The organism is Caballeronia zhejiangensis (genome assembly GCF_000698575.1).
GTDB lineage: Bacteria > Pseudomonadota > Gammaproteobacteria > Burkholderiales > Burkholderiaceae > Caballeronia > Caballeronia zhejiangensis.
The window spans coordinates 251,424-270,180 of record NZ_JFHD01000002.1 but is presented as its reverse complement, the minus strand read 5'-3'; the positions used below and the strand labels follow the sequence as shown (position 1 = coordinate 270,180).

The 18,757-nt window shown below is 62.6% G+C and carries 20 protein-coding genes and 1 tRNA gene; 16 read left to right on the top strand and 5 right to left on the bottom strand.

The features are described from left to right. The first annotated feature begins 9 nt into the window (after positions 1-9). The 7 genes from lptB (at position 10) to BG60_RS04740 (ending at position 6,631) form a co-directional block, all read left to right on the top strand. Positions 10-777: an LPS export ABC transporter ATP-binding protein gene (gene lptB / locus BG60_RS04770; RefSeq protein ID WP_085955336.1), complete on the top strand. Its 768-nt coding sequence runs from the start codon at positions 10-12 to the stop codon at positions 775-777. 153 nt (positions 778-930) lie between these two features. Beyond that, the gene (locus BG60_RS04765) at positions 931-2,448 is read left to right on the top strand and encodes an RNA polymerase factor sigma-54 (protein ID WP_034470542.1); all 1,518 of its coding nucleotides are present in this window, start codon (positions 931-933) and stop codon (positions 2,446-2,448) included. Positions 2,449-2,632: 184 nt separating this feature from the next. Next, positions 2,633-2,992, top strand: a complete 360-nt coding sequence (gene hpf / locus BG60_RS04760) for a ribosome hibernation-promoting factor, HPF/YfiA family (RefSeq protein WP_008351690.1) — start codon at positions 2,633-2,635, stop codon at positions 2,990-2,992. A gap of 414 nt (positions 2,993-3,406) precedes the next feature. Beyond that, complete coding sequence (gene ptsN, locus BG60_RS04755; protein WP_008351691.1) at positions 3,407-3,862, top strand: PTS IIA-like nitrogen regulatory protein PtsN; 456 nt, start codon at positions 3,407-3,409, stop codon at positions 3,860-3,862. Positions 3,863-4,036: 174 nt separating this feature from the next. Further along, the gene (hprK, locus tag BG60_RS04750) at positions 4,037-5,005 is read left to right on the top strand and encodes an HPr(Ser) kinase/phosphatase (protein ID WP_008351692.1); all 969 of its coding nucleotides are present in this window, start codon (positions 4,037-4,039) and stop codon (positions 5,003-5,005) included. 63 nt (positions 5,006-5,068) lie between these two features. After that, positions 5,069-5,941 carry an RNase adapter RapZ gene (gene rapZ / locus BG60_RS04745; RefSeq protein ID WP_008351693.1) on the top strand — a complete coding sequence of 291 codons (873 nt, stop codon included), beginning with the start codon at positions 5,069-5,071 and terminating at the stop codon, positions 5,939-5,941. Positions 5,942-5,998: 57 nt separating this feature from the next. Then, positions 5,999-6,631, top strand: a complete 633-nt coding sequence (locus BG60_RS04740) for an LON peptidase substrate-binding domain-containing protein (RefSeq protein ID WP_008351694.1) — start codon at positions 5,999-6,001, stop codon at positions 6,629-6,631. Here BG60_RS04740 and mutY read toward each other — a convergent pair. Together mutY and mutM are read right to left on the bottom strand one after the other, a co-directional pair. Then, the gene (gene mutY / locus BG60_RS04735) at positions 6,628-7,689 is read right to left on the bottom strand and encodes an A/G-specific adenine glycosylase (RefSeq protein WP_034470540.1); all 1,062 of its coding nucleotides are present in this window, start codon (positions 7,687-7,689) and stop codon (positions 6,628-6,630) included. The genes BG60_RS04740 and mutY overlap by 4 nt on opposite strands. 6 nt (positions 7,690-7,695) lie before the next feature. Continuing rightward, entirely contained in the window at positions 7,696-8,526 is an 831-nt protein-coding gene (mutM, locus tag BG60_RS04730) for a bifunctional DNA-formamidopyrimidine glycosylase/DNA-(apurinic or apyrimidinic site) lyase (protein WP_034470538.1), read from the bottom strand. An 85-nt stretch (positions 8,527-8,611) separates the two neighbouring features. Between mutM and BG60_RS04725 the strand changes: the two genes are divergently transcribed. The 8 genes from BG60_RS04725 (at position 8,612) to hisC (ending at position 15,701) form a co-directional block, all read left to right on the top strand. After that, the gene (locus BG60_RS04725; RefSeq protein ID WP_008351697.1) at positions 8,612-10,471 is read left to right on the top strand and encodes a tetratricopeptide repeat protein; all 1,860 of its coding nucleotides are present in this window, start codon (positions 8,612-8,614) and stop codon (positions 10,469-10,471) included. Then, entirely contained in the window at positions 10,468-11,097 is a 630-nt protein-coding gene (lolB, locus tag BG60_RS04720) for a lipoprotein insertase outer membrane protein LolB (RefSeq protein WP_008351698.1), read from the top strand. The genes BG60_RS04725 and lolB overlap by 4 nt, the downstream gene beginning before the upstream one ends. 30 nt (positions 11,098-11,127) lie before the next feature. Further along, on the top strand, positions 11,128-12,009 hold the full coding sequence (ispE, locus tag BG60_RS04715) for a 4-(cytidine 5'-diphospho)-2-C-methyl-D-erythritol kinase (RefSeq protein ID WP_034470535.1): 882 nt from the start codon (positions 11,128-11,130) through the stop codon (positions 12,007-12,009). A gap of 53 nt (positions 12,010-12,062) precedes the next feature. Beyond that, positions 12,063-12,139: transfer RNA gene (locus tag BG60_RS04710), tRNA-Gln, on the top strand. Positions 12,140-12,189: 50 nt separating this feature from the next. Continuing rightward, the gene (locus BG60_RS04705) at positions 12,190-13,143 is read left to right on the top strand and encodes a ribose-phosphate pyrophosphokinase (protein ID WP_008351701.1); all 954 of its coding nucleotides are present in this window, start codon (positions 12,190-12,192) and stop codon (positions 13,141-13,143) included. Positions 13,144-13,294: 151 nt separating this feature from the next. After that, on the top strand, positions 13,295-13,912 hold the full coding sequence (locus BG60_RS04700) for a 50S ribosomal protein L25/general stress protein Ctc (RefSeq protein WP_034470532.1): 618 nt from the start codon (positions 13,295-13,297) through the stop codon (positions 13,910-13,912). A 105-nt stretch (positions 13,913-14,017) separates the two neighbouring features. After that, positions 14,018-14,620 carry an aminoacyl-tRNA hydrolase gene (gene pth, locus BG60_RS04695; protein WP_008351704.1) on the top strand — a complete coding sequence of 201 codons (603 nt, stop codon included), beginning with the start codon at positions 14,018-14,020 and terminating at the stop codon, positions 14,618-14,620. Between the two features lie 13 nt (positions 14,621-14,633). Continuing rightward, positions 14,634-15,701 (top strand): histidinol-phosphate transaminase, encoded by a 1,068-nt coding sequence (hisC, locus tag BG60_RS04690; protein WP_034470786.1) that lies wholly within the window; start codon positions 14,634-14,636, stop codon positions 15,699-15,701. Here hisC and BG60_RS04685 read toward each other — a convergent pair. From BG60_RS04685 to rsmD, 3 genes are all read right to left on the bottom strand, one after another. After that, positions 15,698-15,958, bottom strand: a complete 261-nt coding sequence (locus tag BG60_RS04685; RefSeq protein ID WP_008351708.1) for a YfhL family 4Fe-4S dicluster ferredoxin — start codon at positions 15,956-15,958, stop codon at positions 15,698-15,700. The two genes, hisC and BG60_RS04685, sit on opposite strands and share 4 nt — an antisense overlap. Before the next feature lie 77 nt (positions 15,959-16,035). Next, positions 16,036-16,542 (bottom strand): pantetheine-phosphate adenylyltransferase, encoded by a 507-nt coding sequence (coaD, locus tag BG60_RS04680; protein ID WP_008351711.1) that lies wholly within the window; start codon positions 16,540-16,542, stop codon positions 16,036-16,038. A gap of 99 nt (positions 16,543-16,641) precedes the next feature. Then, positions 16,642-17,268 (bottom strand): 16S rRNA (guanine(966)-N(2))-methyltransferase RsmD, encoded by a 627-nt coding sequence (rsmD, locus tag BG60_RS04675; RefSeq protein WP_034470529.1) that lies wholly within the window; start codon positions 17,266-17,268, stop codon positions 16,642-16,644. A gap of 231 nt (positions 17,269-17,499) precedes the next feature. On the opposite strand from rsmD, the gene ftsY reads away from it, so the two are divergent. Next, entirely contained in the window at positions 17,500-18,735 is a 1,236-nt protein-coding gene (gene ftsY / locus BG60_RS04670) for a signal recognition particle-docking protein FtsY (RefSeq protein ID WP_034470527.1), read from the top strand. Positions 18,736-18,757 lie beyond the last annotated feature (22 nt).

The following is an 18,757-nucleotide window of genomic DNA, read 5'->3' as shown; positions in this document are numbered from 1 at the left end:
TCGCCCGCCATGCCCCACCGTAAGCCGGAAGGCGAGTCGAGTTCGCTCGTCGTCCGCAATCTGAAGAAGCGTTACGGCTCGCGCACCGTGGTGAAGGACGTGTCGCTCGATGTGAAGAGCGGCGAAGTGGTCGGGTTGCTCGGCCCTAACGGCGCGGGCAAGACCACGTCGTTCTATATGATCGTCGGTCTCGTGCCGCTCGATGCCGGCGAAATCGATCTCGACGGCAACTCGATCAGCCTTCTGCCCATCCACCAGCGCGCGCACCTCGGCCTGTCGTATCTGCCGCAGGAAGCATCGGTGTTTCGCAAGCTCACTGTCGAGCAGAACATCCGCGCGGTGCTGGAACTGCAAACCGATGCGTCGGGCAAACGCCTGTCAAAAGACGCCATAACACAGCGCGCCGAAGCCTTGCTCGACGAGTTGCAGATCGCGCATCTTCGCGAGAATCCGGCGCTGTCGCTGTCGGGCGGAGAGCGCCGTCGCGTCGAGATCGCGCGGGCGCTCGCGACCAACCCGAGCTTCATCCTGCTCGACGAACCCTTCGCGGGCGTCGATCCGATCGCGGTGCTGGAAATCCAGAAAATCGTGAAGTTTCTGAAGCAGCGCAACATCGGCGTTTTGATTACCGACCATAACGTGCGCGAGACGCTCGGCATTTGCGATCACGCGTACATCATCAGCGACGGCACCGTGCTCGCGGCGGGCGCGCCGAGCGAAATCATCGAGAACGAAAGCGTGCGCCGCGTCTATCTCGGCGAGCATTTCCGCATGTGAGCGCACCGTCGCAAAGGCCGCATTGATAGTGCGCCGCATCATGCGAAAGTTGCAAAACTTACGTGCCGCCCCCGTGGGCGGCATGCGCTTTTTTGGAATCCCCGCGAGGTTTCGCGCGCGTGGCAAACTCTCTACAATGATTAAAACTTTGCCATGAAAGCCAGCCTCCAACTCCGCCTCTCGCAGCATCTTGCGCTGACCCCGCAACTTCAGCAGTCGATCCGGCTGCTGCAGTTGTCGACGCTCGAACTGCAGCAGGAAGTCGCGATGGCCATCGCTCAGAATCCGCTGCTCGAGAACGACGACGACTGGATTGCGAGCCCTTTGCGCGTCGCCGCGGACGGTTCGCTGATCGCGGCGCCGGCCACATCGAGCGCGCCGCCCGATTCGATGATGAGCAACGGCTCCACGTCGAGCAGTTCCAGTTCCGAGCGTTCGGAAAACAGCGAGCCGCAAGGCGTCGACGAGTACAACGGCCTGGGCTCGGACAGCGGTCAGGACTCGAGTTCATGGAATCTGGAAGACTACGGCCGTTCTAACAACGCTTCCGACGACGACGATCTGCCGCCGCTGCAAATCCACGAATCGACCACGACGCTGCGCGACCATCTGACGGCGCAGTTGCGCATGACCGCGGCGAATCAGCGCGATCGGGCGCTCGTCACGTTTCTGATCGAGTCGCTGGACGAGGACGGGTATCTCACGGCATCGCTCGACGAAGTCCAAACCGATCTTCCCGAAGAACTCGAAGTCGATCTCGACGAACTGAGCGCGGCACTCGCGTTGCTGCAGAGTTTCGATCCGCCCGGCGTGGGCGGACGCTCGGCATCGGAATGCTTGAAACTGCAGTTGCTGCGGCTCGATGGCTCGCCAACGCGCACGCTGGCGCTCGAGATCGTCACGAATCATCTGGAATTGCTCGCCGCGCGCGACTTCACGCGCCTGCGCAAACAGTTGAAGGCAAGCGACGACGCCCTCCGGGACGCACATTTGCTGATCAAGTCGCTGGAGCCGTTTCCGGGCGCGGCGTATGGCAAGAGCGAAGCAGACTACGTCGTTCCGGACATTCTCGTGCGCAAGACGTCGGGCGGCTGGACGGCTGAACTCAACCCGGAGATCGTGCCGAAGCTGCGCATCAACCATTTGTACGCGAACATCCTGCGCAACAATCGCGGCGATCCGGGCAGCGGTTCGTTGCGTCAGCAGCTTCAGGAAGCGCGCTGGCTCATCAAGAACATTCAGCAGAGGTTTGAGACGATCCTGCGTGTCGCGCAGGCAATTGTCGAGCGTCAGAAGAACTTTTTTGCACATGGCGAAATCGCCATGCGCCCCTTGGTTTTGCGGGAGATTGCTGATACGCTGGGTTTACACGAGTCGACGGTTTCTCGTGTGACCACGGGCAAGTACATGCTCACCCCATTCGGGACGCTTGAATTTAAGTACTTCTTTGGATCGCACGTTTCGACCGACACAGGAGGCGCGGCATCGTCAACGGCGATCCGGGCCCTCATCAAGCAACTGATAGGAGCGGAAGACCCCAAAACTCCTCTTTCAGACAGCCGCATCGCCGAACTGCTGGCGGAACAAGGATTCGTGGTAGCGCGGCGCACCGTAGCCAAGTACCGCGAAGCCCTCAAGATCCCGGCAGTGAATCTGCGCAAGTCTCTATGACCCGTCTCTGTAGTCCATCGCGTGTTGCGATGGGCGTTTACCGGCCGCAACGCGAAAGCGCGGACGTGCCGGCCGATGCGCCCCGTTTGTCAAGCGCGCCAGGATGACGCGCCGGCGGGACACATTGCCGACCGGTATCGGACGAGCCGACGTGGCCTAGCGGCCATTAGCTTGGAGAGCAACTATGAATCTGAAGATCAGTGGACACCACCTCGAATTGACGCCTGCGTTGCGCGAGTATGTGATCACGAAACTGGACAGGGTGCTCCGTCATTTCGATCAAGTGATCGACGGCAACGTGGTCCTCTCGGTCGACAATCATAGGGAAAAGGAAAAGAGGCAGAAGGCGGAAATCAACCTGCACCTGAAGGGCAAGGACATTTTCATCGAGAGTTGTGACGCTGATATGTACGCGGCCATCGACCTGATGGTCGACAAGCTGGATCGGCAGGTCATCAAGCACAAGGACAAGATCCAGGGCCACGCCCATGAATCCGTGAAGTACCGCGGCGAGTCGCATGAGATGGAAGCGCCGTCGCCGTGAGCATGAAGCACGGCATGCACGAAGTCTGATCGCCGGATGACAGCAAAACCCGCCGCCACAGGACGGCGGGACTGATTGGAGGGAGTCCTCGAATATCCGGAAACGATGGATCGGCGCATGCACCGAACCGAAGCCGCCCCGACTGGCGGCTTTTTTGTTGGATTTCTGCCGCTAGGTGATACAAGCCATTGATTTTCAGGGCTTTGTCCTGCACATTGAATTGAAAACCGTGCCATTGCGCGGCGCACCATCGGGCAGTGCCCTGTTCTATAATGGTCCGGTAATTTTCGGGGTCGCACGACAGGCACGCTGCAGGCAACGCCGCCAGCGCACTTTCCGTTTCACCATCGCCGTGAGCGCTTTCAGACAGCGGCCACGATGAGGAGCTATCAGGCCACGCTTTCGCCTGCCAACATGAATCGTTTAGCCAAATTTCTTCCCATCGAGAACGTGGTTCTCGGACTGTCCGTTACCAGCAAGAAACGCGTATTCGAGCAAGCGGGCCTGATTTTCGAGAACCAGAACGGCATCGCTCGCAGCACCGTCACCGACAACCTCTTCGCGCGTGAGCGCCTCGGCTCGACCGGCCTCGGCGAAGGCGTCGCCATTCCGCACGGCCGCATCAAGGGGCTGAAGCAACCGCTCGCCGCCTTCGTGCGTCTCGCCGAACCCGTCGCGTTCGAATCCCCCGACGGCCAGCCGGTCTCTCTGCTCATCTTCCTGCTTGTGCCCGAACAGGCGACGCAGCAGCATCTTGAAATTCTGTCCGAGATCGCCCAACTGCTCTCCGACACCGAGGCGCGCGAGCGTCTGCACAAGGAAGAAGATCGTGACGCGCTCTATCAGGTGCTCACGCAATGGCAACCGTAATAGCCACCCGAACATAGCGTTGCGCGTCCGTGCCGCCTCCGCGCCGGGCGCGCCTCGCTTACGCAAGGCTTCTGGGGCACAATCGGTCAAACGCAGCGCCATGCAGCGTATCGAAGCGACCCGCTTCGTCGTGACGCAAAGGCTGCTCCCGGCTTCCAACGGAGTTCCGGTCTCATGGATACGTCCAGCATCAACGCCCAAAGCATTTTCGACGACAACGCCGCCGCTCTTAAGCTCAGCTGGCTCACCGGGCATGAAGGCTGGGAACGCGGCTTTTCGAGCGAGACGGTCGCCAACGCGACGTCGAGCGCCGACCTCGTCGGTCACCTGAACCTGATTCACCCGAACCGTATCCAGGTGCTCGGCGACGCCGAGATCAACTACTACCAGCGCCAGTCCGACGAAGACCGATCGCGCCACATGGCCGAGCTGATCGCGCTCGAGCCGCCGTTTCTAGTCGTCGCGGGCGAAGTGGGCGCGCCGCCGGAGCTCGTTCTGCGCTGCACGCGCTCGTCGACGCCGCTCTTCACGACGCGCATGTCGGCGGCGGCCGTTATCGACAGCCTGCGCGCGTACATGTCGCGCATTCTCGCGCCGCGCGCGACGCTGCACGGCGTGTTCATCGACATCCTCGGGATGGGCGTGCTGCTCACCGGCGACTCCGGTCTCGGCAAGAGCGAGCTCGGTCTGGAGCTCATCAGCCGCGGCCACGGACTCGTCGCCGACGACGCCGTCGATTTCGTGCGCCTCGGCCCCGATTTCGTCGAAGGCCGCTGTCCGCCGCTGCTGCAAAATCTGCTCGAAGTGCGCGGCCTCGGACTGCTCGACATCAAGACGATCTTCGGTGAAACCGCCGTGCGCCGGAAGATGAAGCTCAAGTTGATCGTGCAACTCGTGCGCCGGCCGGACGGCGAATTCCAGCGCCTGCCGCTGGAAAGCCAGACCGTCGACGTGCTCGGCCTGCCGATCAGCAAGGTGACGATTCAGGTCGCCGCGGGCCGCAACCTCGCCGTGCTGGTCGAGGCCGCGGTGCGCAACACGATTCTGCAACTGCGCGGCATCGATACCTTGCGCGACTTCATGGATCGCCAACGCCTTGCGATGCAGGATCCCGACAGCCAGTTTCCCGGCAAGCTGATCTGAGCGCGCGCCGAAACGAATCGGGCGCAGGTGCTAAGCTTAGGAAAAGCGAATTTCCCGAGACCCATGCGTATCATCCTGATCACCGGCATCTCCGGTTCCGGCAAGTCCGTTGCGCTGAACGCGCTTGAAGACGGCGGCTACTATTGCGTCGACAACCTGCCGCCGCGCTTTCTGCCCGAACTCGCCGACTATCTCGCGAAAGAAGGCCAGACGCGCCTCGCCGTCGCGATCGACGCGCGTTCGAGTCTCTCGCTCGATGAAGTGCCGTCCATCATCGACAAGCTCTCGAAGGACTTCGATCTGCGCGTGCTGTTCCTCAACGCGAGCACGCAGTCGCTGATCCAGCGTTTCTCCGAGACGCGCCGGCGTCATCCGCTGTCGGGCCCGCCGATGCGCGAAGCCGATGTCGGCGTGCTGAACTCGCTCGCCGAAGCGATCGAACGCGAGCGCGAACTGGTCGCGGGCCTCGCGGAATACGGCCATCAGATCGACACGAGCAATTTGCGCGCGAACGTTCTGCGCGCGTGGGTCAAGCGCTTCGTCGAAACCGACGCCGCCGACCTCACGCTGATGTTCGAATCGTTCGGCTTCAAGCGCGGCGTGCCGCTCGACGCCGATCTCGTCTTCGACGTCCGGACGCTGCCCAATCCGTACTACGACCGCGAATTGCGCCCGTTCACGGGCCTCGACAAACCGATCATCGATTTCCTCACCGCGCAGCCGCTGGTCGGCGAGATGATCGACGATATCGGCGCGTTCGTCGGCAAATGGCTGCCGCGTTTTCGCGACGACAACCGCAGCTATCTCACTGTCGCGATCGGCTGCACGGGCGGCCAGCATCGCTCGGTGTTCATCGCGGAGGCGCTCGCCGCGCGCTTTTGCGAGACGGCAAATGTGATCGTGCGGCATCGTGACGCGCCCATCCCCGCCGGGTAGCGCGATCCACACGCGAACCTGATCGCCCGCGCCGGCGGTCCATCCTGGAGGGACGCGATGTCCGCGAATCCTGTTCTGGCCGACTTGCCGCTGTTTCCGCTTCACACCGTGCTTTTTCCCGGCGGCCTGCTGCCGCTCAAGATATTCGAGGCACGCTATCTGGACATGGCGCGCGAGTGTCTGCGCGAGCAGACGCCGTTCGGCGTGTGCCTGCTCAAGAGCGGGCACGAAGTCGCCTCGCCGGGCGATCCGTCGGTGCCGGAAAGCATCGGCTGCCTGGCTGAAATCGCGGAATGCGATGTCGATACCTTCGGTCTCCTGCTCGTGCAGGCACGCGGAACCGATCGTTTCCGGCTCACCGATCATCGTGTCGAGCCGAGCAATCTGATCGTCGGCACGGCCGAGTTGCTGGGTGAAGATCAGCCGCTGCAGGGCGCCGAGGCGCTCGCGAAATTCGGCGCGTGCGCAGAAGTGCTGGAGCGCATCATCGACACGATCAAGGAACGCGAGCCGCAGAATCTGCCCTTCGTCGAGCCCTTTCTATACGACGATCCCACCTGGGTCTCCAACCGCCTCGCCGAAATCCTGCCGATCCCGATGCGCGCACGCCAGAAGCTCATGGAGTTGATGGACGCCGGCGCGCGCATCGACGTCGTGCATCACTACATGCAGCATCATCAACTGCTTTAGAGAAGCGTGCCTGTCAGCGCGTCGAGCAGCTTGCGCACCGGCGCGGGCACGCCATAGGCGTCGATCTTCGCGAGCGACGCCCAGACGGTTTCGAGGTCCATCAAGTCGCGCGGCGCCTGGCGCGCCTCGCCGAGCCGCGGCTCGATATCCAGCTTGAAGTGCGTGAATGCGTGCGACATCGGCGCGAGTCGCTGCAGATGTTCATCGGCGCCGAGACGCTGCGCGACTTGCGCTAGCGCGGCTTCGTCCGCCGCTTCGGGCAGGCTCCACAATCCGCCCCATATTCCGATCGACGGACGCTTCTGCAGCAGGATCGAATCGCCGTCCCTCAGGACCAGCATCCATGTCTTGCGCGTCGGCACGGCTTTCTTCGGGCGCGCGGCGGGCAACTCGCGCTGACGCCCTTCGACCTTCGCCACGCAATCCGATGCGAACGGACAGCGCGCGCAGTCCGGCTTGCCGCGCACGCACAGCGTCGCGCCGAGGTCCATCAGGCCTTGCGTGTAAGCGGTCACATCGTTGTTGTTCGCGGCTTCCGGCAAGAGCGATTCCGCGAGCGTCCACATCGCCTTCTCGACTTTCTTCTCGCCCGGAAAACCTTCGACGCCGAATACGCGCGCGAGCACGCGCTTCACATTGCCGTCGAGGATCGTCGCGCGTGCGCCGAACGCGAACGACGCGATCGCCGCTGCCGTCGATCGTCCGATGCCCGGCAGCAGCGCGAGTTCGTCGACGGTCTGCGGAAACGCGCCACCGTGCTCGTGCGCGACGGCCTGCGCGCAGCGGTGCAGATTGCGCGCGCGCGAGTAGTAACCGAGCCCGGCCCAGAGCGCCATGACGTCGTCGATGGGCGCATCGGCGAGCGCCGATACCGTCGGAAAGCGTTCGAGAAATCGCGCGTAGTACGGAATGACGGTGGAAACCTGCGTCTGCTGCAGCATGATCTCCGACAGCCAGATGCGGTAAGCATCGCGCGTGTTCTGCCACGGCAGGTCGTGACGGCCGTGAATGCGTTGCCACGCGATGAGGCGCGACGAAAAATCGGTGAGAGCGAGCATCGGATATTAGCGTTGGCAGCGCGGGCAGAAGTACGTCGAGCGCTGTCCCTGGACGATTTGCCTGATCGCCGTGCCGCAGACGTGGCACGGCAGGCCCGCGCGATCATAGACGAAATAGTCGAGCTGGAAGTAGCCCGACTCGCCGTTGCTGCCGACGAAATCGCGCAGCGTGCTGCCGCCCTTGTCGATGGCGGCGGCGAGCGTCACGCGCACGGCGTCCGCGAGCAGGTCATAGCGCACGAGAGAGATGCGCCCGACGGCGGTCGTCGGCCGGATGCCCGCGCGAAAGAGGCTCTCCGACGCATAGATATTGCCGACGCCCACCACGATCCCGCCCGCGAGCAGCGCCTGTTTCACCGACACCTTGCGCCCGCGCGTCTCGCGGAACAGCAGCGCGCCCGAAAACTCCGGCGAAAACGGCTCGACGCCGAGGCTCGCGAGCAGCGGATGTTCGAGCACGTCGCCGTCCGAGCGCGGATGCCAGAGAATCGCACCGAATCGGCGCGGATCGCGAAAACGGAGAATGAAATCGTCGAATACGATATCGACGTGATCGTGCTTCGCCGCCTCGGGCGGCTGCGGCACATGCCGCAGCACCCGCAGCGTGCCGGTCATGCCGAGATGGACGATCAGCCAGCCTTCGACGGTTTCGAACAGCAGATACTTCCCGCGCCGCTCTACTTTGTCGATTTTCAGATGGCCGAGCGTCTTCGGAAGATGCTTCGGGATGGGCCAGCGCAGCGCGGGCGTACGCACGTCGACGTGCTCGACGCGCCGTCCGGCGACATAGGGTTCGATTCCGCGGCGAGTGACTTCGACTTCCGGCAGTTCGGGCATTTTTCTGGAGAGAGACTTGCTCTGGCGTTTGTGCCGGTATTTTAGCGACCGCGTTACAATCGACTGAAACATCGTCTGGATTTCCATGAACTCGTTCGTCATGAAGCTGTTTGCGAAGCGTCAGTCCAGTTCGACGCATTCGTTCGCCGTGCCAATGTCGCGAATCGCCGGCGCCGTTGCGCTCGCGATGGCCGCGCTCGCGTTCGCGCCCGCGCACGCCCAGGCGCAGAACGCCACGCCCGTTCCGAGCGCCGACGATCAGGCCGACGCGCAAAACGCCGCCGATCTGCTGACCGCGCCCGTCAGCGGCGCGGAGACACAGGATCTGCCGAATGTGACAATGTCGAGCCAGATCGTGTTCCAGGTTCTGGCGGCCGAAGTCGCATTGCAGCGCGGCCAGCCCGCGCCCGCATTCCAGACCTATCTCGCGCTGGCCCGCGACACGCACGATCCGCGTTTCGCGCAGCGCGCGACTGAAATCGCGATCGCCGCGCAAAGCCCGAACGACGCGCTCACGTCGGCGCAGCTCTGGCAGCAGTTCGCGCCGCATTCCGATCGCGCGGCGCAGTTGAGCGCATCGCTGCTAATCGTCGGCGGCAAGCCCGAAGACGCGAAGCCGACGCTCGAACGCGAACTCGCGAAGGTGGCACCGGACCAGCGCGGCGACGCCATACTTTCTCTTCAGACCTTACTCGCGCGCGGGCCGAATCGTGTCGGTGGCCTGAACGTGCTCAAGGACCTGACGCAAAACGATCAGAACCGGCCCGAAGCGCAACTCGCGCTCGCACGTCAGCAGCTCGTCGCGGATGATCCGCCGGGCGCGAAGGCATCGCTCGAAAAGGCGTTGCAACTCAAGCCGGACTACCTGCCCGCCGCGCTGACGCTTGCGCGCATGGGTCCGGAAGAGCGCAAGGAAGGCATCGCGTCGTTCGAGAAATACGTCGACAAGAATCCGAAATCGCATGACGCGCGGCTCGCGCTCGCGCAGTTGTATCTGTCCGCCGACAGGCTCGACGACGCGCAGAAGCAGTTCGAGATCATGCGCAAGAACGACCCGAAGGACCTGACGCCGTTGATGGCGCTCGCGCTCATCAACATCCAGAAAAAGCAGTTCGACAAGGCGCAGGACTTCTTGAACCAATACGCGAAGGCGGCGGAAAACACGCCGGGCGCGGATCCTGGTCAGGCCTATATCTATCTCGCGCAACTGGCGCTGGAACAAAAGAACGACGACGCCGCGAGCCAGTGGCTCGACAAGATTCCGCGCACGAGCCAGCAGTATTTGCCTGCGCAGATCACGCGCGCGCAACTGCTCGCGAAGCAAGGCAAGGTCGACGATGCACGCGCGCTGATCGGCAATCTGCAAAGCTCGGATCCGCGCGATCTGGCGCTGCTCGCACGCACCGATTCGGCGATTCTTTTCGAGGCGCATCGCTACAAGGAAGCGGAGGCGAATCTCGCGAAGGCGGTCGCCGCGTTCCCCGACGATCCCGATCTGACGTACGACTACGCAATGGCCGCCGAGAAGAACGGTCACTACGACGTCATGGAAACGCAGCTTCGCACTTTGATGCGGACGCAGCCGAACAACCCGCAAGCGTACAACGCGCTGGGCTATTCGCTCGTCGATCGCAATCAGCGGCTCGACGAAGCGGTGAAGCTGATCGAACGAGCGGTTTCGCTCGCCCCGAACGACGCGTTCATCATGGATAGTCTCGGCTGGGCGCGCTTCCGTCAGGGCAATGCGGCCGAGGCGGAGAAGATCCTCAAGAACGCCTACAACCTTCAGCCGAACGCCGAAATCGGCGCGCATCTGGGCGAGGTGCAGTGGAAGTCAGGGCAGCAGGATCAGGCGCGCGCCACATGGCGGCAAGCGCAGAAGCTCGAACCTGACAACGACACGCTCGTCAAAACGCTGAAACGACTTCAGGTGAACGACCTTTGATCGCATTCGATTCATTCGCCGGCGCATCGCTTCGACGCGGCGCGCTCGGCATCGCGGCGGCCGCCGCGCTGGTAATGTCCGGTTGCGCGCTGGAACCGCGCGTTCCCACGACGACGAACGCATCCACGTCGCTCGCGACGCAGACGAGCCGCATGTATCACGGACGCTTCGCCGTGCAGTACAACGACCAGAACGGCACGCCGCGCAACGCCTACGGCAATTTCGACTGGCAGGAGACGGGCGACACCGTCACGCTGCAGTTGCGCAATCCGCTCGGCCAGACGATGGCGATCGTGACTTCATCGCCGTCGCTCGCGACGCTCGAATTGCCGAACCGGCAACCCGTCAGCGCCGACAACGTATCTCAACTCATGCAGAACACGCTCGGCTTCGCGCTGCCGGTCGAAGGGTTGCGCTACTGGCTCCAGCCGTCGGCCGCGCCTAGCTCGCGTGCACAGACCACGCTTGATCCGGGCGCGGACAACGGCCGTCCGAAAGAAATCAAGCAGGACGGATGGACGATCGACTATCTCGCCTATGCCGACGCGCCGGGAACCGGCGTGAAGCGCGTGAATCTCACGCGCAGCGAACCGCCGCTCGACATCAAGCTCGTGCTCGATCAATAACTCAGCCGCTTTCGGTTCAAAGCATCACGCATGTCCTCATCGAACGAAACGCTTCGTGACTGCCTCGCGCCCGCGAAGCTGAATCTTTTTCTTCACATCACGGGCCGCCGTCCGGATGGCTACCATTCGCTGCAGACCGTTTTCCAGTTGCTCGACTGGGGCGACCATCTGCACTTCAGGCGTCGCGACGACGGCGTCATCATGCGCAAGACCGACGTGCCGGGCGTGCCCGAAGAACACGATCTCGTCGTGCGGGCCGCACGTTTGCTCCAGCAGCACACGCGGACGAAGTTCGGCGCGGAGATCGAGATCGACAAGCGTTTGCCAATGGGCGCGGGCCTCGGCGGAGGCAGTTCCGACGCGGCGACAACTCTTTTAGCGTTAAATCGTCTCTGGGGTGTTGATCTTTCGCGTGAGATTCTGCAGAATCTCGGCCTGCAACTCGGCGCGGACGTGCCGTTTTTTGTCTTCGGGCAAAATGCTTTCGCAGAAGGTGTAGGTGAGGCGCTCCAGGCAGTCGATCTGCCGAAACGTTTCTTCCTCGTAGTAACGCCTGATGCTCACGTCCCCACCGCGGCGATTTTCTCCGAAAAAAGCTTGACACGGGATACGAAAGTCGTCACAATGATGGACTTTCTTGCACAGCAAAGGTCAGACACAAACTGGCCAGACAGCTTCGGTCGAAACGACATGCAGGCTGTGGTTGCAGGAAAGTACGCGGAAGTTGCAAAGGTGCTCGAGTGGTTTTCCAATCTCGCACCGGCGCGAATGACCGGATCTGGAGCAAGCGTGTTTGCCGCTTTCGCCAGCCGAGCCGAAGCAGAAATGGCGCAAGCCAAACTGCCGGCAAGCTGGAAGAGTGTGGTAACGGCAAGTCTGGATTCTCATCCTCTCTTCGCTTTCGCGTCATAGGTTTCGTTTTGCCGGGTATGTCCTACACTTCCCGGCGAGACTCAGAGTTGTGTAGGGGAGTCGCCAAGTTGGTCAAGGCACCGGATTTTGATTCCGGCATGCGAGGGTTCGAGTCCTTCCTCCCCTGCCATTCCTTTTCTCGCGTTTTTCCTCTCGCCTCCAGCCGCAGACAGGTGCACGATGAGCAGTGACGGCCTGATGGTTTTTACTGGCAACGCTAATCCCGCGCTTGCACAGGAAGTCGTCAAAATCCTTGGTATTCCTCTCGGCAAAGCGATGGTCAGCCGCTTCTCAGACGGCGAGATCATGGTCGAGATTCAGGAAAACGTTCGGGGCAAAGACGTATTCGTTCTGCAGTCCACCTGCGCTCCCACGAACGACAACCTGATGGAACTGATGATCATGGTCGATGCGCTCAAGCGCGCATCCGCAGGCCGGATCACCGCAGCCATCCCCTACTTCGGCTATGCGCGCCAGGACCGCCGTCCGCGTTCCGCGCGAGTGGCCATCTCGGCGAAGGTCGTCGCGAACATGCTGGAAATTGCCGGCGTCGATCGCGTGATCACCATGGACCTTCACGCCGACCAGATTCAAGGCTTCTTCGACATCCCCGTCGACAACATCTACGCAACACCCGTTCTTCTCGGCGATCTGCGCAAGCAGAACCATGACCATCTGCTGGTCGTGTCGCCGGACGTCGGCGGCGTGGTGCGCGCGCGCGCGCTCGCCAAGCAGTTGAACACGGACCTCGCGATCATCGACAAGCGCCGTCCGAAGGCGAATGTCGCTGAAGTGATGAACATCATCGGTGAAGTGGAAGGCCGCACCTGCGTCATCATGGATGACATGGTCGACACCGCCGGCACGCTGTGCAAGGCCGCGCAAGTATTGAAGGATCGTGGCGCGAAACAGGTTTTCGCATACGCGACGCACCCCGTTCTGTCGGGCGGCGCGGCGGCGCGCATCACGGCGTCGGAGCTGGACGAACTCGTCGTCACGGACACGATTCCCCTTTCGGCCGAATCGCTCGCGTGCGCGAAGATCCGTCCGCTGTCGAGCGCGGGTTTGCTCGCGGAGACGTTCTCCCGAATCCGGCGCGGCGACTCGGTGATGTCGCTCTTCGCCGAAGGTTAATTAGAATCGAGCAAGGAACGCGAAGCAGAGGCTTCGCGTTTTTGCATGATCGGCGCGAACGGACGAAGGTTCGCGTCGCTTGTTGTGGGATCACACGTTTTCGATGATCCCGGTTTCCCTGCCTGGTCGCGGGCAGATATAGGAGTCGAATATGAAAGTCGTCGCTTTCGAGCGTAGCAAGCAAGGTACGGGTGCGAGCCGCCGCCTGCGTAACTCGGGCAAGACCCCGGGTATCGTGTACGGCGGTGAAACGGACGTTCAACTGGTCGAACTCGACCACAACGCCCTGTGGCACGCCCTGAAGAAAGAAGTTTTCCACTCGTCGATTCTCGACCTGGAAGTGGCCGGCAAGTCGCAACAAGTTCTGCTGCGCGACGTGCAATACCACCCGTTCAAGCAGCTCGTGCTGCACGTGGACTTCCAGCGCGTCGACGCGAAGAAGAAGCTGCACACCAAGGTGCCGCTGCATTTCATGAACCAGGAAACCAACCCGGCCGTGAAGCTGTCGGGCGCGGTGATCTCGCACGTCGTGACGGAACTGGAAGTGGAATGCCTGCCGGCAGACCTGCCTGAGTTCCTGGAAATCGATCTGGCGAAGATCGAAGCCGGCCAGACGATGCACGCGAAGGACATCCCGCTGCCGAAGGGCGTGAGCCTGACGATCTCCGTCGAGGCGGAAAATCCGGTGGTGGCTTCGGCGACCATTCCGGCTGCCGTCGTGTCGGAAGGGACTGGCGAAGCTGAAGGCGACAAGCCGGCAGCCGAGTAAGCACGCGGAATATCGCTATCCTCTCGATCCGTTCGCAAGAACGGTCGACGTGACCCGCCGGCGCGCAAGCCCCGGCGGGTTTTTTTTCGTTCTACAAGACTCGACATGATCAAGCTGATCGTCGGCCTGGGCAATCCGGGCGCCGAATACACGGCGACGCGGCATAACGCGGGCTTCTGGTTCGTCGACCAGTTCGCACGCGACGCCGGCGCCACGTTGCGCGAAGAGCGCCGTTTCCACGGTTTCTACGGCAAGGGACGTCTGCACGGCCACGAAGTGCATCTGCTCGAACCGCAGACGTTCATGAATCGCTCAGGGCAATCGGTCGTTGCGCTCGCGCAGTTCTTCAAGATTCTCCCCGACGAAATTCTCGTCGCGCACGACGAACTCGATCTTCCGCCCGGCACCGTCAAGATGAAGCTCGGCGGCGGCAGCGGCGGACACAACGGCCTGAAGGACATCTCCGCGCATCTTTCGTCGCAGCAGTACTGGCGGCTGCGCATCGGGATCGGGCATCCGCGTGATCTGATTCCCGAAGGCGCGCGCGCGGGCGCGAAACCCGATGTCGCGAACTTCGTCCTCAAGCCGCCGCGCCGCGAGGAACAGGACGTGATCGATCAGTCGATCGAGCGCGCGCTCGCCGTGATGCCGTTCGTCGTCGCAGGCGAAACCGAGCGTGCGATGATGAACCTGCACCGCAATTCTTGATTTGGAGCCGACAGTGAGCCGTTTCTGGAGCGATATCGTCCATCGTCTGACGCCGTATGTGCCGGGCGAGCAGCCCGCGCTGGCGCATCCCGTCAAGCTGAACACCAACGAGAATCCGTATCCGCCGTCGCCGCGCGTCGTCGATGCAATCCGCCACGAGCTCGGCGCGCACGGCGCGTCGCTGCGCAAATATCCGGATCCGACCGCGCGTGCATTGCGCGAGGCCGTCGCGAACCATCACGGATTGCGCATCGAGCAGGTTTTCGCGGGCAACGGTTCGGATGAAGTGCTCGCGCACGCGTTCCAGGCGCTGCTCAAGCACGACAAGCCGATCCGCTTTCCCGACATAACCTACAGCTTTTATCCCGTGTACGCGCAGCTTTACGGCGTCGAATACGAGACCGTGCCGCTGAACGCCGATTTCGCCATCGATGTCGACGATTACCGCGCGCCATGCGGCGGCGTGCTGCTGCCGAATCCGAATGCGCCGACGGGCCGCGCCCTGCCGCTGTCGGAAATCGAAGTGCTGCTGAAGGCGAATCCGGATGCACCCGTCATCATCGATGAAGCGTATGTGGACTTCGGCGCGGAATCGGCCGTGAATCTGATCGACGCCTATCCGAACCTGCTCGTCGTGCAGACGACGTCGAAAGCGCGTTCGCTGGCGGGTATGCGCGTCGGCTTTGCGTTCGGCGATCCGGCGCTCATCGAGGCGCTCACGCGCGTGAAGGACAGCTTCAATTCGTATCCGCTCGACCGCCTCGCGCAAGTCGCGGCAATCGCGTCGTACGAAGATCAGGCGTGGTTCGAGGAAGGTTGCGCGAAGGTGATCGCGAGCCGCGAGAAGTTGAGCGCGCAGCTACAGACGCTTGGATTCGATGTCGTTCCGTCCGCAGCCAACTTCGTCTTCGCGAAACATCCCGCGCACGATGCCGCGACGCTCGCCGCGGCGCTAAAGTCGAAGGAAATTTTCGTGCGCCATTTCAAACTGCCGCGCATCGATCAGCATCTGCGCATTTCCATCGGCACGCCGGCCGAATGCGATGCGCTCGTCGCTGCATTGACGGAGATCGTCGCTTAGGAATTGCCCTTCGCGGCCATCAGCGCGTGGTACTTGGCCATCAACTGTTCGGGCGATTCGGCGTGCGCCGGATCGCGCGGAATGCATTCCACCGGGCACACTTGCTGGCACTGCGGCTCGTCGAAATGGCCGACGCATTCCGTACATTTGTTCGGGTCGATGACGTAAATCTCGGGACCCATCGAAATTGCGTCGTTCGGGCACTCGGGCTCGCAAACGTCGCAGTTGATGCACTCGTCGGTAATGATCAGGGACATGCTTCACTCTCTTCTTGCCGGATGGCTTCCGGCATAAACCCGCGCACCTTCGCAGATAAGTGCGCGGGCCCGGCGTCTCAAGGCGCCGCCGGATCTTTCTGCGTCTGCTCGCCGACCTTGTCCATCAACCGCTTTTCCACCGACGGGAACACGAACTTGCTCACGTCGCCGCCAAGCTGCGCGATCTCGCGCACGATGGTGCCGGAGATGAACTGATATTGATCGGACGGCGTCATGAACATCGTCTCGACATCGGGCAGCAGATAGCGGTTCATCCCGGCCATCTGGAATTCATACTCGAAATCGGAGACGGCGCGCAATCCGCGCACGATCACGCGCGCGTTGTTCTTACGCACGAAATCCTTCAATAGCCCGGTGAAACTGCTCACCTGCACGTTCGGATAATGCCCGAGGACCTCGTGCGCGATATCGAGCCGTTCCTGCAGCGAGAAAAACGGCTTCTTCGCGCGGCTGTCCGCGACGCCCACGACGAGCTGATCGAAAATGCTCGATGCGCGCCGCACGATGTCTTCATGCCCGCGGGTGAGCGGGTCGAACGTACCCGGATACACGGCGACAACCATGAGCTTCTCCTCTTCTATTTACACTGGGCCGCGTGGCTGCGACGACCAGCTCTGCCTCGTTTCCCGCGAAATCGGCTGCGTCGAAATCGGGAACGCGCATTATTCCTCATTTTCGCGGCGCAGCAAATGATAGCGGACGGCGCCCGCCTTGCCCTCGCGCACGACGCTCCAGCCGGCGAGCGCATCGATGCCGGACATGTCCAGCGCATCGCCGCATTCGACGTAAATCGCGCCATCGGGCGAAGCGAGCGGCGCCGTCAGCTCGAGCGCCCGCAATAGCAACGCGTGATCGCCGAAAGGCGGATCGAGAAAGATCACGTCGAACGAACCGGGCGCGAGGCTCGCGACGAGCCGCAGCGCATCGGCCTCCGCGATCTCGATGTTGCGCGCGCCGAGCTTGGCCTGATTTGCGCGGATCTGAGCGGCCGCCTTCGCGCTTCGTTCGATCATCAGCACGCGCGCCGCGCCGCGCGACGCGGCTTCGAAACCGAGCGCGCCGCTACCGGCGAACATGTCGAGACAACGCTGTCCGGAGAGATCCTGGCCGAGCCAGTTGAAGAGGGTCTCACGCACGCGATCCGGCGTGGGCCGAAGGCCATCGAGATCGAGCACGGGCAGCGGCGTGCGCTTCCAGTCTCCGCCGATGATGCGGATCGTGTGCGGTTTGCCGCCGCGCGATGGCGTGTGGCTGGTCAGGGCGGAGCGGGTAGCGGACGAGCGAGGCATAAAAGGAAGGTGGGAGTCGGGCGCGCCGGCGTGTTTTTGCTTGAGATCGGATGGCGCGAGCAATGAAAGCCAACGTTACCACACGCACGCCATGACGGGAGCCGCACGGGCGCGCACGGCAGCGCCTGATAAAATATGCCGCTTCCATCCCATCGCGCGGGCCTCGCGCAAAAACGACTCGAAAGCGCGCACAGGGCCATCGGATCACGCGCGCATCATCGTCACACATCCATGTTCAGCTTCTTCAAGAAATTCAAAAAGCCGGCTGATGCGCCGCTCGACGCGCCTCAGGACGAATCCGTCGAGGCGGCCGAAGACGAAGAAATCTCCGACGCCGAGCTGGAACGTCAGGCGCTTTCCGCCGAAACGCCGTCGGAGGAAGTGCAGCCGGAGGAACCGGCGCCCGCGGAACCCGTCGCTCCCGCTGCGCCCACGCCGCCCGCCGCACCGCCCTCGGAGGAATCGAAGGAATACTGGCAAGGGCGCACGCAATCGCAATGGGCGCGCGGCCCAGAGACGGATCAGGCGAGCGAGGAAGTCGTGCCGCCGCCGACGCTCGATGCGGCCGCGAAAAAATCGTGGATCTCGCGTCTGCGGCACGGTCTTTCGAAGACGAGCTCCAATCTGACGGGGATTTTCGTCAGCGCGAAGATCGACGAGGATCTCTACGAAGAGCTCGAAACCGCGCTGCTCATGTCCGACGCCGGCGTCGATGCAACGGAATTCCTGCTCGAATCACTGCGCGAGAAGGTGCGCGCGGAACGCCTGACGGACGCCTCGCAGGTCAAGAAGGCGCTGCGCGAACTGCTCGTCGATCTGCTGCGCCCGCTCGAGAAATCGCTGATGCTCGGACGCGCGCAACCGCTCGTCATCATGATCGCGGGCGTGAACGGCGTCGGCAAGACGACGAGCATCGGCAAGCTGGCGAAGCATTTGCAGCGCTTCAATCAGTCGGTGATGCTCGCCGCCGGCGACACGTTCCGCGCCGCCGCGCGCGAACAGCTGACGGTCTGGGGCGAGCGCAACAACGTGACGGTGATCGCGCAGGAAAGCGGCGACGCCGCCGCCGTGATCTACGACGCGGTCGGCGCGGCGCGCGCACGCAAGATCGACGTGATGATGGCCGACACCGCCGGACGTCTGCCGACGCAATTGCATCTGATGGAAGAGCTGCGCAAGGTGCGCCGCGTGATCGCGAAGGCAATGCCCGATGCGCCGCACGAAGTGCTGCTCGTCATCGACGCGAACACGGGTCAGAACGCGCTCACGCAGGTCAAGGCGTTCGACGACGCGCTCGGTCTCACCGGCCTCGTCGTCACGAAACTCGACGGCACCGCGAAGGGCGGCATTCTCGCGGCCATCGCGCGTCAGCGGCCGGTGCCGGTGTATTTCATCGGCGTGGGAGAGAAAGTCGAGGACTTGCAGCCGTTCAGCGCCGAAGAATTCGCCGACGCGTTGCTCGGCTGAACGTGAAACGAGCGCCCGCGTG

Bases quoted from the DNA above. Each gene is read 5' to 3' on its own strand.
- lptB (WP_085955336.1), top strand. From the start codon at position 10: ATGCCCCACCGTAAGCCGGAAGGCGAGTCGAGTTCGCTCGTCGTCCGC.
- BG60_RS04765 (WP_034470542.1), top strand. From the start codon at position 931: ATGAAAGCCAGCCTCCAACTCCGCCTCTCGCAGCATCTTGCGCTGACC.
- hpf (WP_008351690.1), top strand. From the start codon at position 2,633: ATGAATCTGAAGATCAGTGGACACCACCTCGAATTGACGCCTGCGTTG.
- ptsN (WP_008351691.1), top strand. From the start codon at position 3,407: ATGAATCGTTTAGCCAAATTTCTTCCCATCGAGAACGTGGTTCTCGGA.
- hprK (WP_008351692.1), top strand. From the start codon at position 4,037: ATGGATACGTCCAGCATCAACGCCCAAAGCATTTTCGACGACAACGCC.
- rapZ (WP_008351693.1), top strand. From the start codon at position 5,069: ATGCGTATCATCCTGATCACCGGCATCTCCGGTTCCGGCAAGTCCGTT.
- BG60_RS04740 (WP_008351694.1), top strand. From the start codon at position 5,999: ATGTCCGCGAATCCTGTTCTGGCCGACTTGCCGCTGTTTCCGCTTCAC.
- mutY (WP_034470540.1), bottom strand. From the start codon at position 7,689: ATGCTCGCTCTCACCGATTTTTCGTCGCGCCTCATCGCGTGGCAACGC.
- mutM (WP_034470538.1), bottom strand. From the start codon at position 8,526: ATGCCCGAACTGCCGGAAGTCGAAGTCACTCGCCGCGGAATCGAACCC.
- BG60_RS04725 (WP_008351697.1), top strand. From the start codon at position 8,612: ATGAACTCGTTCGTCATGAAGCTGTTTGCGAAGCGTCAGTCCAGTTCG.
- ispE (WP_034470535.1), top strand. From the start codon at position 11,128: ATGTCCTCATCGAACGAAACGCTTCGTGACTGCCTCGCGCCCGCGAAG.
- BG60_RS04705 (WP_008351701.1), top strand. From the start codon at position 12,190: ATGAGCAGTGACGGCCTGATGGTTTTTACTGGCAACGCTAATCCCGCG.
- BG60_RS04700 (WP_034470532.1), top strand. From the start codon at position 13,295: ATGAAAGTCGTCGCTTTCGAGCGTAGCAAGCAAGGTACGGGTGCGAGC.
- pth (WP_008351704.1), top strand. From the start codon at position 14,018: ATGATCAAGCTGATCGTCGGCCTGGGCAATCCGGGCGCCGAATACACG.
- BG60_RS04685 (WP_008351708.1), bottom strand. From the start codon at position 15,958: ATGTCCCTGATCATTACCGACGAGTGCATCAACTGCGACGTTTGCGAG.
- coaD (WP_008351711.1), bottom strand. From the start codon at position 16,542: ATGGTTGTCGCCGTGTATCCGGGTACGTTCGACCCGCTCACCCGCGGG.
- rsmD (WP_034470529.1), bottom strand. From the start codon at position 17,268: ATGCCTCGCTCGTCCGCTACCCGCTCCGCCCTGACCAGCCACACGCCA.
- ftsY (WP_034470527.1), top strand. From the start codon at position 17,500: ATGTTCAGCTTCTTCAAGAAATTCAAAAAGCCGGCTGATGCGCCGCTC.